This is a genomic window from Cohnella suwonensis, assembly GCF_042655365.1.
Classification (GTDB): domain Bacteria; phylum Bacillota; class Bacilli; order Paenibacillales; family Paenibacillaceae; genus Cohnella; species Cohnella suwonensis.
Genome location: NZ_JBHSMH010000025.1, coordinates 70,875 through 85,776, shown reverse-complemented (window position 1 = coordinate 85,776; position 14,902 = coordinate 70,875). Strand labels below are relative to the sequence as shown.

Below are 14,902 nucleotides of genomic sequence, written 5' to 3'. Positions count from 1 at the left end.
CTGAAAATCGAACTTTTGAACTTTTATTTGATTAAGAACCAGGAGGCACGGAAGAAATGGCCGTCATGAAAGCAGTCAATTGGAACCGTCCGGACGACGATTTCACGATCACGTTCTGGAATCAAAATATTATGCAATTCTGGACCGACGAAGAGATTCCGCTCTCCGACGACAAAATGTCGTGGATGGAATTGAGCGACGCCGAGCGCACGCTCTATATGAAAGTGCTCGGCGGCCTTACGCTGCTGGACACGGTGCAAGGCGGCGTCGGCATGCCGAAGATTCTGGAGCACGTCGACGGCCTGCAACGCAAAGCCGTTCTCGGCTTCATGGGCATGATGGAGCAGATTCACGCCAAGTCTTACAGCAGCATCTTCACGACGCTCGCGACGACCGAGGAAATCGACAACGTCTTCCGTTGGGTCGAGAAGAACGAATATTTGCAAACGAAAGCCGACACGATCACCGGCTACTACAATAACATCGAGACCGACAAGGACCTGTATCTGGCGATGGCCGCGTCCGTCCTGCTCGAAAGCTACTTGTTCTACAGCGGCTTCTTCTACCCGCTCTACTTGGCCGGTCAAGGCAAGATGACGAGCAGCGGCGAGATCATCGACTTGATTCTTCGGGACGAGAGCATCCACGGCTTGTACGTCGGCGTGCTCGCGCAGGAGCAATTCGCCAAGCTCGAGCCGGACGTTCAGAAGGACGCCCTCGAGATTCTTCGCGGCTTGCTGGACTTCCTGCACCAGAACGAAATGAAGTACACCGAAAAACTGTATACGACCATCGGTCTTGCCGACGACGTGAAGAAGTTCATCCGCTACAACGCCAATAAGGCGTTCATGAACTTGGGTCTCGATCCGGTATTCCCGGAAGAGGAAGTTAATCCGATCGTGTTCAACGGCATCAGCACGCGGACCAAACAGCATGACTTCTTCTCCAAAAAAGGCAACGGCTACGTCCGCACGATCCACTTCGAGCAAATGACCGACGACGACTTCATGTTCTAATCGATAACGATTAAAGCCCCGATTGCTGTCGCAATCGGGGCTTTCGTTTGTTCGTGCGCGTGTTACGACTTGCTATCGGCCATCGCTTTAGCGATCACCGTGACGTACTCCGCCCTGGTCGCGATCGTACAGGTCCGAAATGCATCCAATCTGAAAAGAAAGCTCTTCATGTCAGGTATTGTCTAATTTTGCGCTGAACTTCAACCTGAAAACTCGAATGTATGTTACCATCTTTAGAAAACAAGCTATTTTCGTAGGAGCGTTAGGATGATATTACCGATTCGATTGCTCTCCGCTGCGGGAGTTTTCTTTTTTGCAACGACGTTGGTCTCTTCGTTCGCGAGCGCTGCGTCCCGGTTCGGCTCCGTCTGGAAGCCGATCGTTGCGTTGATGGCGGCGTGCGCGATGCTGTATCTCGTCTATCGGGCAAGCAAGCGGTTAAGCGCGACGACATTCCTGATCGTCTTCTTGTCAGCGGGCTTCGCCGTCAGAATGGCATGGGTGCTCTGGAATCCGGCGACTCCGCAATCCGATTTCCTGTTCATGTACAACGCGGCTCAAGCGGCCGCTTCGGGCGATTATTCGTTCGGAAGCTCCGCCTACTATTCGAGCTTCCCCTATCAATTCGGCTTCACGATGTACGAGGCCGCGGTCATCAAGCTGTTCGGCGACTACTCGCTGCTCGCGCTTAAGTTCCTGAACGTCCTATACGGCATCGGGATAGCGGCCGTTCTCTACGCCGCCGCTTCGAAGACGTTCAACGAGAGTTGCGGCAGAATCGCCGCGCTCTTCTATCTCTTCTACCTGCCGAATATATTGATGAGCTCCGTGCTCACGAATCAACACCTGTCCACTTTGTTGTTCCTGCTCGGTTGCCTGTTGCTCCTCAGAGGCCCCGATTCGACGACGTCTCGATCGCTGCTTGCCGGACTATTGATCGGACTGAGCCAACTCGTTCGTCCGATCGGGATCATCTATCTCGCGGGAATCGTGTTGTTTATGTTGCCGGGACTAGGGAGAAAGTTCAGGGTTTCACCCCGGGGCACGGAGGCTATCGCGGCGTCCGCGCGCTTGGTCGGCGTCTTCGTCGTTTTCTATGCGGTGCAGTTTCTCGCGAGCACGACGTTGATGTCGACGGGAGTGAGCCAAAGTCCCTTGTCGGGCGGCGACCGCTATTGGAAGTTCATGGTCGGCCTGAACGCGGAGACGAACGGGGTCTGGAACGCGGACGATGCGCGTTACGCGAACGGGTTCCCGTTCGGGGAAGAGCGCCATCGCGCGGAGCTGAAGAGAATCAAGGAACGGCTGGCCGATAAGCCCGAAGTCGCGGCGCTCATGGGAAGAAAACTCGTTCTTATGTGGGGATCGGCAGATTCGTCCGCCTATTGGAGCCTGCAAGGGTTGAACGAATGGCGATTGGAACGGATGTTAAGCAAGTGGGAAGGCCCGATGTACATCCTCGTCAACGCCTTCGGACTGGTAGCGTTGATCGCATTATGGAGAACGAGACGATATCCTGCTTCCTCTCTCTATTTGCTCTTGCTCCTGCTCTACGCGGGGGCTCATCTGCTGATCGAGATTCAGACCCGTTACCGGCTCGATCTGCTACCCGTAGCGATCGTGCTTCAAAGCTATGGCGCTTACCTGGCATGCGAATGGGCAAACGCCTGGACGATCGGAAAGAGGCGTTCGCGGCGCGGCATGGAATCGGATCACTCATACTTGACTCAATCTTTCACCGAAAACTTTTAACAATTATGCATTAGACTGATTGTGTCCTATTTATTCCATATCCGATTCCGGGAGCATCCATGTCTAAACCACACCGTTATGCCAACCTGCTTTACTCGATTTCCGCTAGATTATGGGCGATCCTGATCGCCCTCGCCTTATTGTTGTCCGGCGTGCTCGCCTACTTCACCGATGCTTACCGAACGCGTCTCGTGAAGGAAGTGTACCGCAACTCCGAATACGAGCTTGCCGCGAACGCGTCCGCCTTGTCGGCGGCCATCGGAAGCAAGCTATTGCTGACGAACGGGATCCAAGCCTTCACGCTAAGCGAGCTCGCCCGTCAGCAACGGATCGACCATGACCGCTTCGATCTCTTCTCCTTGGCATTCATCGGGAGAATCAAGGGCATACGCAACATCTCCGTCTATCCGGACGGCGTTGCCCGGTATGTATTCCCGCTTGAGGGCAACGAACGGCTGCTCGGCCTTAATCTCTTCGAACACAAGGACGAAGCGGTACGCGCCAACGCCTTGCGGACGAAGCTGACCGACGACCTTACGATTCTCGGCCCCATGGAACTGGCGCAAGGAGGCGTCGGCTTCCTTTCCAGGCAGTCGATCTATCTAGGCGACCGCTTCTGGGGCTTCGTATCCGTCGTGCTCGACATTTCGCCGATTTTACAGGAAGCCGATTTATTTAACGCGGATAAAGGCATCGATATTGCCGTAAGAGCCAACGGTCGAATTCTTAAGGGCGACCCTTCGCTGTTCGATTCGCCGAAATTGCTGGAACAGGTCGTGCTTCCGGAAGGCTACTGGGAAATCGCGGCCGTGCCGAAAGCGATCAAGCTCGAGTCCATACGGTTGAAGGTCGGTACGGCCCGAAAGATCAGCGCCCTGTCCGTCCTTCTCGTCCTTTACTTGGCCTACGTTCTCCTGACTCAGAAAACGAAGCTTCGATCTCTCGTAGACGAACGCACGCTGCACTTGGAGGACGCGATTTCGCGCCTCGAGCACAAAGAGCACGCCGTTCGCCATATCGCCTATTCCGACGCCGTTACGGGCCTGTACAACCGGACTTATTTTAACGAGCATCTCGCCAAGTCGATCTCGGATAGCGAGAAGTCGGGGCAATCGATGGCGGTGCTGTTCCTCGACCTGGATCAATTCAAAATGGTCAACGACACGATTGGCCATAGCCAAGGCGACATTCTTCTTCGCGAAGTCGCCCGCAGGTTATCGCTGGCCTTGACGGACGGCGAGACCGTCTCGCGAATCGGCGGGGACGAATTCACGGTCATCGTCCCGGAAGCGGCCGGCCAAGAGCAAATCAAGCAACTGGCGCACCGCATTCGCGAGCTGTTCCAGCATCCTTTCGTTCTGATGGAGACGGAATACTTCATCACGACCAGCATCGGCGTAGCGCTCTATCCCGATCACGGGGAGGACGTGACGACGCTGATCCGGAATGCCGATACGGCCATGTACCGCGCCAAGGAAGAAGGAAAAAACCAATACCGCTTCTACGAAAGCTCCTTGAGCCGCGACGCCAAGCAATCGATGGATATCAAAAACAGCCTGCGACGCGCCATCGAACGGGACGAATTCGCCGTCCACTACCAGCCGCAGATCGAAGCCCGAAGCGGCAAGATTATCGGACTCGAAGCATTGATCCGATGGTATCACCCGAAGCAAGGCTTCATTCCTCCGGGCAGCTTTATCCCGATCGCCGAGGAGACGGGACTGATCGTGCCGATCGGCGAGCGGGTATTGCAAATGGTATGCGCCCAGAGTCGGGCTTGGCGGCAAGCCGGCCTCCCTCCGATCCGTATCGCCGTTAACCTGTCCGCCCGGCAGTTCAGCCAGAAGGATCTCGTGCAGAGCATCAAGCGCATTCTCGACGACAACGGGCTGGACCCGCATGACATCGAGTTGGAAATCACCGAGAACATGGCCATGAAGGACGAGATGCAGGAAAGCTTGCAGGAGATGAAGGATATGGGCTTTACGATATCGATCGACGATTTCGGAACGCAGTATTCCTCTCTCGGTTACTTGAAACGGCTCCCCATCCATAAAATCAAAATCGACCGTTCGTTCGTGAACGGCATATCGAAAGACCCGAAAGACGAAGCGATCATTATGGCCATGCTGCTCATCGCGAACCGCCTTCACTTGACGGTCATCGCGGAAGGCGTGGAGACGAACGAGCAATTGGCGTTCTTGCAGGACAACGATTGCGAAGAAATTCAAGGCTATATTTTCCACAAGCCTCAGCCCGCCGAGAACATCGCCGCGTTGCTCGCGGAACAGGCGGCGAAAATATTCGGATAAAACAAAAACGGGGACGCAAAAACACGGAGTCTGTCGGATCCGTGTTTTTCGATTGTGACTACGACTCTCGTGCTGTCGATCCAGCCGAAACACAACGCTTCTTCGACGAAATCCAAGTACCCGACCGTGGCATTATCCGATACTAACCAACAATACTCTTCCGTGCCGTGATGGTCGCTCAACCATTCTCGCCATTGTTGCCTATCGGCCACTTGCACGATTTTATCAATGATCATGGCGCCGCTCACCTTTCGTTAATGGAGTTATGAGAATCCCTTACGATATTCGCCCCTCGAAAGGGCGCCGCATTCACGGAACGCAAAATTCTCGCAACCCAAGCATTTGGAAAATTCCAATCGGGTTAGCGCATAATCGATGGCTTCTCCGGTATGAGCAAAGAGGTGCCCCGATCCGATCTGCTCGAGCAATCCGGTTTTCTTCAACACTTCAAACGGTTGCGGCTGTAGCCCGGATATCAGTACGATGCCTCCGAGTCTCTTGAAATGCTCCACCAGGATTTCTAGGTTCGTCTCTCCCGTCATATCCACAAATGGAACTTTTCCCATGCGCAGCAGCAATATTCCCGATCCATGCGCAATCCTGTCCATGACGGACTTCTCGAACTTGTTCGCGGCCCCGAAGAATAGTGCACCCTCGATCGTATAGATGCTAATTTGAGGACAATCGTGTCCCTCATATACCATGTGCGATCGTACTTTCTCGTGCTTGTTGTCTGGATCGGGCAACACCTTAGCAACCGTCAGCATTTCGCCCATTCTCTTCACGAATAATATAACGGCTAGAATCAACCCGATTTCTACCGCCGTCGTAAGATTCGTAAACACCGTTAGTAAAAATGTAATCAGAAGCACGATTGAATCACTTGTCTTGGTGTTTAATATTCGCGCAAACTCTTTTCTTTCGCTCATATTCCAAGCAACCATCATAAGGATCGGAGCCATGCTCGCTAGCGGGATATGGGATGCGTAAGGCGCGAAAATAATGAGGACCAGCAATACGACGACGCCGTGCACTATTCCGGATAGAGGCGATACGGCACCGCTTTTTATATTCGTCGCCGTCCGAGCGATCGCTCCGGTCGCGGGGATACCGCCGAATAGAGGAGTTACCATGTTCGCGATTCCTTGTCCGATCAGCTCTTTATTGCTGTTGTGACGGCTGCCCGCCATTCCATCGGCAACGACGGCCGATAACAAGGATTCGATACCGCCTAACATGGCAATAATAAAGGCCGGACGAATAAGCGTTTGAATCCGATCCCATGTGATTTCGGGAAAATGAAAATGAGGAAGCGTGCTCGGGATTGCTCCGAAGGAAGATCCGATCGTAGCGACATGGCCGTTAAAAAATACTGCGGCAACCGCGCTGGAAACGACTAACGCCGCTAACGAGCTCGGAACTTTAGGAAGTATTTTGGGCATAAAAAGAATAATAACCAAGCTGATCGCGGCCGTTAAGCAGCTGTATAGGTTTACGGTTGTCATATGCAACGCGATTTCTTTCATATTCGGCAAAAAATCCTCGTGCTTCTTAATCCCGCTTATACCGAGGAAATTAACGATTTGTCCGCTGAAAATAATGACGGCTATTCCAGCCGTAAACCCGATCGTAACCGGGCGAGGAATAAATTTAATGAGCACGCCGAGCTTAAAGATGCCCATGAGAACAAGAATGATCCCCGCCAGGAATCCGGCTATCAGTAAGTTCTCGTAACCGTATTGCATCACGATGGCGAACAAAATCGGAATAAATGCTCCTGTCGGTCCGCCGATTTGAAATTTCGAGCCTCCGAGCAGGGAGATGATAATACCTGCCGTGATGATCGTATAGATCCCGTATTCAGGCTTGACTCCGGATGCAATAGCAAACGCCATCCCCAGAGGAATGGCGATGATGCCGACAATCAGGCCGGATATCAGATCTTTACGGATTGAGGATGCCTCGTATCCCTCGAATCTACCCATCAACTTCATTTTCCGAACCTTCTTTAATTTATATATTTGATTATTTGAATATATATGAAATAATACTCCTATGCCTTTATGCCGTCAATCAAGATGATTGCCCGGTCAGGACTCGTTCCGAATCACTTCCAGCAAGGATATGGCATCAACGAGATGATTGTCGAAAATCCGTTTGGCTACCGCCAACAGGTCCGTAATTAACGGATCACGCAACGAGTATATGACCGTTGTTCCTTCCTTTAAACCGAAGACGATGTTTTTATTTCGCAATACGGCCAATTGCTGGGATACGGCGGAGCCTTCCGATCCTAAGATGCTCTGCAGTTCATTCACGTTTTTATTGCCTTCGCTCAGCACTTCAAGAATTCGGATTCTCATCGGATGGGCTAATGCTTTGAAGAAATCCGCTTTGAACTGTTGAATATTGTGATTCATGCATATGCCCCTTAGTCTTAAACTTTTGAATATACGAATACAATAGCACATATTCCGAGATCGACAAAAGATTCCTAAGGAGGGTATCGCAACGCAATCCGTTCCCAAAACCCGTCACAAAGTAAGCAGAGAGTCGGTCATAAGCGTAGGCATGGATTATTTACGGGAAATGGGCTCGGATCAAATCTGTACGATTTGTATTGATAACGGCGGCTCATGCTGCAGCGGCTGTTTGCATCTCGCTAACGGAGTAGGCTGCAAGAGCCGCAATACGAGCTGCACCGCATGGTTATGCGGCTTTCTAAAATATGTGTTATACGAAACCGGTCACTTGGAGGAATGGAACGATTATTGGGAACAAGTACCCGGACAGGATCATCGCATGGATTTCACTCCGGCAACTTTTTATATTAAAAAATCATTACACGTTCGGGATTTGACGGATCTTAGCCAAGCTCTTGCATTCGATTTGAAGGAACTGTCGCAAACCCATATTGCGATCGGTTTCATCCTTACGCTTAGGGAAAAACTCGATCGTTACATCGATCAGTACATGTATTTCAGTAATGATCCTGCAAAGCAAAAGATATTAAAAACGCACATCTCTCAACTATCAAGTTCATTCCCTTATTTTCATGAAGCATTAGTCGCCTACCGGCACAATATGCCTGATGTATGAACAACGCTTCGCCGGGAAGTCGGCCTATTCGGTTGTTAAACCATCGTGTCCCGTTAGCGTAATAAATGGGGTAGCAACAACAATGATAATCCAATAAGGGCGAACACACCTGAAACGATCCTTCTTATAATGAAATATGATCTTGGCGGTTCTCTAAAAGCTTTCCAACCTTCAGTTATCTTCCAGATATAATAAGGATTTATCGTTGCAAACAATGCAATTCCAGTCCATACACACAGGAATATAAAAATAATCCAAGACAAAACATTCAACTGCGGCGGCACTCCCATTTCGTCCCCCCATTAGCTGAACAGACTGCCGATGATGTCGGCAGCCTGTTGTTGTTGTACTATCGTATCCGTTAGCGGAATAACTATCTGTTTTGCTTTTGCTACGGTTCTCCGCGTTATCTATAACGGCAAGGATTACAAAGAAAAAACCAGGCCTCTTTCGAGTTTGCCATACTGCTCGATTTGTCTCTTTTGATATCACTGTTGTTTAATTGCATTTATTGAAGCGAAGTGCATACCTTCATGATATAGCAGAAAACTAAGGCATTCTTTTACCGTCGATAATTCGAGACCGGCTGACGTCAGAAAAGGTTTTTCAAGACGATCATTTAATCGGGACTCTATCTTCTGTTCAATCCGGTCTATCTGCGTATGTAGTAATCCAGTCAACTCATCCAAACCTGGCACTGGTTGTTCCCAGTTAGCCGGCTTAGTGCCGGAACCAAATAATTCTCCAAAATATGCCGGGATATTCGTCTCCTCATGAATCAATCCAAAGGCGAACTTCTCATGAACGAGAATGATATGTCCCACGTTCCACAGTACATTGTTGTTAAATCCCGGAGGCACTCGATGTACTTGTTCTTCATTCAAACCTGAAACCTGTTTAATTGTATTGTTCCGCACGAATCTTAATTGTTTAAAAAGGTATTCCATCTTTCTCTCTCCTTAAATGTAACTATGACTACAATTGATTGTAGCACTTTCCGCTTCCAGTGTATTCCTTTCACTAATTTCTATTACCTTCGCGTAACGCCATGAGCCAAATTTATTAGAATCAACTGAGGTTGGAGAAAGCAAAGTAATTGCTTCTTGAAACCGATGAACCTGTCTGCCGATCAGCAGAGCTAAGCAAGCGTTGCTTCCTATGGCTTCAGCACGGTTTGGAGCCGATCAAGATTTCCTAGCGAAAAGCTTTCTTCGAGTTCTCGGACACGCTTGGATACCTAACCATTTACAATATACGGGGGTCATAAGCATCAGATGTTGTGAGTATGATTATTAAACGTTTTTTTGTTAGGGAGTGACAGGATGAAAGTATGGGTCGCTCATGAAAAAGATACTCTCAGAACCATCGCGGATAAAAATCATCTGCTATTAGAGGAGCTTTTCGCTCTCAATCCATGCATTGAAAGCCCAGATGAATACATCGCTGGCAAACCAGTCTATCTTCCTTCCTTAAGTGATTTTACAATAAGGCATGTTGCCGCAATCCCAACTTGTATCGTGTCGACTGACTACATAAATAATTGGATTCCCCTCACTTCTCTGGAAGACATGGCTAAAACCGACTATGATGTCCTTATCGTCGGCACTGGTGCCGGTGGAGGAGCCGTCCTTTGGAGATTGTGTGAACAGTGGCAGAATCAGGGGAAGCGAATTGGTATCATTGAAAGGGGAGATCTGGTTCTTCAATCGCATGCCCGCAATATTTCGACAATGAACGGAGAGCGTCTTACGAAATATTTTAATTATGTTTCACGGCCGTTGCCAGGTTCCGATCCAGAGTATCCGGGAGCAAGGCAACTTTTTGCGTTGGGTGGAAGGACATTATTTTGGTATACATTTACTATGCGGATGCATTTGTCGGATTTAAAGAAATGGCCCATACCCATCGATGAGCTGGAAACCTACTACCAAGTTGCAGAGCAAACCATGAAAGTATCAGGGGAATTTACAACAGATTCCTCGTATACGGAAATGTTATTGAACCGGCTATGGGCAGAGGGTTACTCGACAGCGGAAAAAATTATTATGGCAGCTGATTTGACACCGCAAAGTTATGGACGAGTTCATACCGACGTTTTCTATAGTTCCATTTCCTTCTTTGCCAAAGCTTTGAATATGATGACCCCATTCGATCTGGCTGTAAATGCCCGTGCCGTTCAAATCCTGCATGATCAAGGAAAAGCAACCGGCGTTAAGGTCATGTCTCAGGATAAAAATTCTTATATCCTTAATGCAAAAACGGTTGTGTTGAGTGCGAGCACTTTTGAAACTCCGCGGTTGCTACTTCACTCTGGAATTAAAAGCAGGGCGCTCGGGCATTACCTGACAAACCATTCTTTTATGATCGGTACAGGAACGATGAGCCGAACCGAGTTTCCAGCAGCTCTGGGGACGCTTGGAATTATGATATCTCAGACGCCAGAGAAGCCCTATCAGGTTCTTATGGCCGGCCCCGGTGATTTTTACTGGTACCAGACTTACGAAGTAAAACCGTTAACAGCGGAAGTAGGGGCTACTTTTTTTGGTTACGGCAAGGTTGAATCGCGATATGAGAACAGGATTACCCTAAATCCCAATAGGTTAGATGAATATGGAGTGCCGGAAATACAGGTTCATTTTTCCTTTAACGAAAAGGATCAAGCTGTTATCCTCAAGATGGAAGAAGGCATAAAGCAGATAGCCTCGTCTACGGGGATCAAATTAATTTCCAGAGACGGAAGGCCCGCGATTTGCCTGATGCCACGCGGAGACTTACATCATGATTCGGGAACATGCCGTATTGGGGCTGACCCTTTAACCTCAGTGGCAGATCAATACGGCCAGATTCGAGGAGTTTCCGGACTATATGTAGCCGACAACAGTGCTTTACCATCCATTGGATCGGAAAACCCTACTCTGACAACCGTTGCACTTTCCATTCGAACGGCGGATCATATCGTCGCCAATAGTAAGGAGATCGCAGGCGATTGACACACCTCTTTGCGACTTTCACCGTAGAGATGACGCCCCTGTTGGGCATAGCAAAGCGCATGCCAAAGTCGGCATGCGCTCCTAAAGCTATGAAAGTTTTTTTATTTTTCTGTTGCCGATTCCGCATATTTTTTGAAATTATCTAAAATCGCCTGCCATCCAGCTTGCTGCATCTCGATGGCGTTGGTCTCTTCCGCTTCGAACGATTCGATGATTTGCGTGTCGCTGTCTTGACTGGCAACATCCGCTAATCAGCCAAAACGCGCGCTTTTCCTTCAACAATTTCCCTCACGCCGGCAGGCCACTGGGACAGAGGACCGTATTCCGACAGCAGGGCGTACGCCCATCTGTCGATTCCAAAGGCCACGCAGCCCGAATGATGGGGCGCTCCCGAAGGAGCGAGAACGGAGAACGGCTTGCAAAGCGAATCGCTCATGTTATTGAAAGACGCGATAGAGTAGGAACTCCCATCGCCCGCTTCCACGATCAACTCGTATTTCATGTTCGCCATCTTCTGGTGCTGGCTTTTCATCGCATCCTCGGAGAAATAGAAGGGGTCATTAGCCGTTGCCACGATCCCCTTCATGCCCAGTTCGCGAAATAACGACCCAATCTCCTTCATCCACCAGCTTCTCTCTTCCTCGACAAAGTCGGCTTCTCCTACGAACACGATTTCCCTCATTCCGAACTCGTTCAACCGATGCTTGCCGACTCTCCACGGCGCTTCATGCCGGAAACAGTTGCCCGACGCGGTTAATAGGGTCGGTTGGGAGAATGCGGTACCTGCCAGCTCCTCATAGCAATGAAAGCAAACAGCCGGCGACAGCGCGTAGGGACTCGGCCGGGCAAGGGAAGTCGGATCCGCCGCTCCCTTGACCTGCCTAAGCGTGTCATATCGATGAGGAAACTCCGATACTAGAAACAAATTCTGAGGAAACGAGCGAACGTAGCCGCATTTCTCCAATGTGCTAAGCGCAATCATCGATGGGTATTTGCGATGGCCGGCTTTCCTTCTGTCCGCATAATTCAGGAATAGGCGGTCAAGCAGCTGAACCAGTTCAACCGCGGAATCCCTCTTCACGCTGCCGTCGCTCGGACACAGATCCTCCAGTTGTTCGTCATGAACGAGCAGCCTCTTCTCTCCGCCGCTATTTCCGCTTCCGTCCTGCCGGCGAAACTCGCTTACCGTCCTGCTCCCCAGCGTACGGATTCCCCGTTCCTCCTCAAGCATTATGCCAATCGTCTCGCTTAGCTCCCGCAAGCTGGAATCATCAACCGGATCGACAATGATTTCCTCGGTTTCTTTGGCCAGGTAACATCGCTCTATCCCTTCAATGCTGTACACTAGCTTGGAAATCAATGATTCCGCCTGATTAGGAGTCAAAATATCCTTATAAGACACCCGGATTGTCATCAATCGGCCCTCCCCTTATAGAAAACCTGACGATGGCTGACGGTGGCGATCACTCGGCCGAGCAGTTCTTTCTCGATAACAGCCGCCTCCATCAGGGCGCCGCTTATCCGATCAAGAAGCTTATCATCGCCGGTGATCATGAATTTGAGCATCAATCCGACACAGATTTCGTGCTCCTTCTCTACATTCGCATACGATGCTTCGAGGTTCTCGTCCGCGAGATAGCCATGCTGGAGCATATAACGAATCCGGCGGCGCATCATCTTCTTGTGCTCGTACAAGATGTGCAGAAGCCGAATATCGATGACTTCCCGCTCTTGCTTCAAAGCGAGCAAATACTCATGAACCCTCTCGTATACGGCGATTCCGTACGTATTTTCCAGACACATATAAGATGCGGGTTTCATGGAATGGATATACCGGTTGAGAGAATGAACGACGGACACCGAATCGAATACGAGATAACGTTCATATTGGAAGTAAGTTTTCGGTTTAAAAGCAAAAGACATGACCCGTGAATCAAACCAGTCCCGGTCGGGGTCCGCATGAGCATAGGCCATCTCCATCTCGTCAAAGCCGCAGGTTGTTCGGATATATTTGCCGTATTTCAAATTGTCCGCGATGTTTAATTTCTTCGTTGTCTTATCGTAACCATAGATGAACATGTCGTGATTGTGCGTATGGTTGCCGTAAGCCGCGGACGCGCGGATATAATACTGATCGGCTACGAAATAAATATAATTCCCCCTGTCGATCGAATCGATGGCGAATTGCACGATGCTTCCGTTCCACGCCTGCGAGATCGTGTCCCGATGGGTAAATTGAATGTTGAGCCAAGGACAATCGAACAGGAGAGGATCGAAGAAGCTGTCCGTCTTGTTCGTGTAGTCGATTTTCCGCAACGATTCGAAATACACGAGCTGAATGAAGTTCGTATAGACCCAGGGCATCGTTTCTTCCCGGTTGCCGATGACGCTGAACAGATGAGCTACATTCGGATAGGTGACATAATCGTGATCGCTTAAAGGAAGCCGCTTGGCCGTCATTGGAAGATTCCTCCTTCGAATGATAAGAGACGATTCAGAAATGGATAAGCGTGAAACTTATACATTCTGAATCGTTAAGCAAGGCATACTCTTTTCTTGGCAATACTCGACGCGAAATGATCGATCGTGGAGAAAAAATCGATGACGAGCTCCTCATCCTCGAACGATATTTCGAAGTACTGCTCGATATGAACGATAAGCTGCACGATTCTGAGCGAGTCCATCCCCATGTCCCGGATCAAGGCGTGAACGTTCGCCTCTTGCTCCAATTCGGGGCTTTCCGTTATTTCGGCGATTTTCTTCCTTAAATATTGAATCACATCCGCTCTGGCCAGATCGGTCGACATAATTTCCACTCCTTCACATGGATTTATATAAGCTATAATACAGATACTTGCAGAATATTGGACTCCTTGAAATCCTTAATCGCATCGACAAGGGGGGACGATTCATGTTCGAACGGCATTTTTCCGATATGCTTCCCGTACAATTCGAGAGATTCGAAGCCATTCATGAGGAAAAATGGACAAGCACGTCATTTCAATTGTTATGGACGCAGCAACAAGCTTTCGAATGCAACATCGGCAACCGCGACCGGACAATCGTGCGGGGACAGCTGTTGCTCGTTAGGCCGATGATGACGGTACGGTTGACCTCCCGCAACCCGATTTTCATCCGGTGCCTCATCTTCCAGTCCCCTTTACTCCAATCCATCCCCGGCTTTTCAATTTCCTATGTCCTATCCGCTACCAGCCATTGCAAAAGGTTGCTGACTCTCATTCAAGGCTACCGTCGGCAATCGGATGCGAACGACCGCGTTCGCGTATCCAGCCTCCTCTTCTCCTTGCTCAGCGAATGTTTCCTGAATGCCGAGCCCGAAAGCTTGGAAACGGCTACGCCTACGCACTCCAAACCCGTTCAACGCAAGAAAACCGGCTTGCCGATCGTCTACGCGGTCCGTTATATGCGCAAGCACATGGCGAATCCGGATCTCTCGCTCCAGGAAATCGCGGGGGCGGTGGGCTATAATCCCAATTACTTCTGTCAGGAGTTCAGCCAGATCTTCGGCGTTTCGCCGATCCGGCATCTCAATGAATTGCGCATGAACCGGGCTCTAGCGTATCTGGAAGACACGGACGATCAAATCAAACGAATATGCGAGCAAGTCGGCATCCGCAATCCGGGCAATTTCACGAGCATGGTGAAAAACAAGGTCGGCATGACTCCCATGGAGTACAGAAGGAACAAAAGGACCAAGACCTTGAACTTGTAA

The 14,902-nt window shown here is 49.9% G+C and carries 14 protein-coding genes and 1 pseudogene; 6 read left to right on the top strand and 9 right to left on the bottom strand.

Annotated features, from left to right (window positions below; genetic code table 11):
- The first annotated feature begins 56 nt into the window (after positions 1-56).
- From nrdF to ACFPPD_RS10510, 3 genes are all read left to right on the top strand, one after another.
- Positions 57-1,016, top strand: a complete 960-nt coding sequence (nrdF, locus tag ACFPPD_RS10520; RefSeq protein ID WP_209748854.1) for a class 1b ribonucleoside-diphosphate reductase subunit beta — start codon at positions 57-59, stop codon at positions 1,014-1,016.
- Positions 1,017-1,283: 267 nt separating this feature from the next.
- Positions 1,284-2,768 carry a glycosyltransferase family 39 protein gene (locus ACFPPD_RS10515; protein WP_209748853.1) on the top strand — a complete coding sequence of 495 codons (1,485 nt, stop codon included), beginning with the start codon at positions 1,284-1,286 and terminating at the stop codon, positions 2,766-2,768.
- 59 nt (positions 2,769-2,827) lie between these two features.
- A complete protein-coding gene (locus ACFPPD_RS10510; protein WP_209748852.1) occupies positions 2,828-5,080 on the top strand; it encodes a putative bifunctional diguanylate cyclase/phosphodiesterase in 2,253 nt (750 codons plus the stop codon).
- On the opposite strand, the gene ACFPPD_RS10505 is transcribed toward ACFPPD_RS10510, so the two are convergent.
- The 3 genes from ACFPPD_RS10505 to ACFPPD_RS10495 all read right to left on the bottom strand — a co-directional run bounded on the left by ACFPPD_RS10505 (position 5,020) and on the right by ACFPPD_RS10495 (position 7,500).
- Entirely contained in the window at positions 5,020-5,316 is a 297-nt protein-coding gene (locus ACFPPD_RS10505) for a YdeI/OmpD-associated family protein (RefSeq protein ID WP_209748851.1), read from the bottom strand. The two genes, ACFPPD_RS10510 and ACFPPD_RS10505, sit on opposite strands and share 61 nt — an antisense overlap.
- A 27-nt stretch (positions 5,317-5,343) precedes the next feature.
- Positions 5,344-7,074 carry a SulP family inorganic anion transporter gene (locus ACFPPD_RS10500; RefSeq protein WP_209748850.1) on the bottom strand — a complete coding sequence of 577 codons (1,731 nt, stop codon included), beginning with the start codon at positions 7,072-7,074 and terminating at the stop codon, positions 5,344-5,346.
- A 96-nt stretch (positions 7,075-7,170) separates the two neighbouring features.
- A complete protein-coding gene (locus ACFPPD_RS10495) occupies positions 7,171-7,500 on the bottom strand; it encodes an ArsR/SmtB family transcription factor (RefSeq protein ID WP_209748849.1) in 330 nt (109 codons plus the stop codon).
- A 331-nt stretch (positions 7,501-7,831) separates the two neighbouring features.
- Between ACFPPD_RS10495 and ACFPPD_RS10490 the strand changes: the two genes are divergently transcribed.
- The gene (locus tag ACFPPD_RS10490; protein ID WP_378082131.1) at positions 7,832-8,179 is read left to right on the top strand and encodes a hypothetical protein; all 348 of its coding nucleotides are present in this window, start codon (positions 7,832-7,834) and stop codon (positions 8,177-8,179) included.
- A 53-nt stretch (positions 8,180-8,232) separates the two neighbouring features.
- Here the strand turns inward: ACFPPD_RS10490 and ACFPPD_RS10485 are convergent, their stop codons facing one another.
- Both ACFPPD_RS10485 and ACFPPD_RS10480 read right to left on the bottom strand, forming a co-directional pair.
- Positions 8,233-8,469, bottom strand: coding sequence for a DUF6199 family natural product biosynthesis protein (locus ACFPPD_RS10485; RefSeq protein WP_378082129.1), 237 nt, complete (start codon positions 8,467-8,469; stop codon positions 8,233-8,235).
- Positions 8,470-8,667: 198 nt separating this feature from the next.
- Complete coding sequence (locus ACFPPD_RS10480) at positions 8,668-9,126, bottom strand: DinB family protein (protein ID WP_209748847.1); 459 nt, start codon at positions 9,124-9,126, stop codon at positions 8,668-8,670.
- A 375-nt stretch (positions 9,127-9,501) separates the two neighbouring features.
- On the opposite strand from ACFPPD_RS10480, the gene ACFPPD_RS10475 reads away from it, so the two are divergent.
- Entirely contained in the window at positions 9,502-11,169 is a 1,668-nt protein-coding gene (locus ACFPPD_RS10475; protein WP_209748846.1) for a GMC oxidoreductase, read from the top strand.
- Positions 11,170-11,270: 101 nt separating this feature from the next.
- On the opposite strand, the pseudogene ACFPPD_RS10470 reads toward ACFPPD_RS10475, so the two are convergent.
- The 4 genes and pseudogenes from ACFPPD_RS10470 to ACFPPD_RS10455 form a co-directional block, all read right to left on the bottom strand.
- Positions 11,271-11,390, bottom strand: a pseudogene (locus ACFPPD_RS10470) (polyketide cyclase); the annotation flags it as partial.
- 26 nt (positions 11,391-11,416) lie between these two features.
- Positions 11,417-12,583: a class-II aminoacyl-tRNA synthetase family protein gene (locus tag ACFPPD_RS10465; RefSeq protein ID WP_209748845.1), complete on the bottom strand. Its 1,167-nt coding sequence runs from the start codon at positions 12,581-12,583 to the stop codon at positions 11,417-11,419.
- Entirely contained in the window at positions 12,583-13,629 is a 1,047-nt protein-coding gene (locus ACFPPD_RS10460; RefSeq protein ID WP_209748844.1) for a hypothetical protein, read from the bottom strand. The genes ACFPPD_RS10465 and ACFPPD_RS10460 overlap by 1 nt, the downstream gene beginning before the upstream one ends.
- Positions 13,630-13,703: 74 nt before the next feature.
- Positions 13,704-13,976 carry an acyl carrier protein gene (locus ACFPPD_RS10455; protein WP_209748843.1) on the bottom strand — a complete coding sequence of 91 codons (273 nt, stop codon included), beginning with the start codon at positions 13,974-13,976 and terminating at the stop codon, positions 13,704-13,706.
- A gap of 104 nt (positions 13,977-14,080) precedes the next feature.
- On the opposite strand from ACFPPD_RS10455, the gene ACFPPD_RS10450 reads away from it, so the two are divergent.
- Entirely contained in the window at positions 14,081-14,902 is an 822-nt protein-coding gene (locus tag ACFPPD_RS10450; protein WP_209748842.1) for a helix-turn-helix transcriptional regulator, read from the top strand.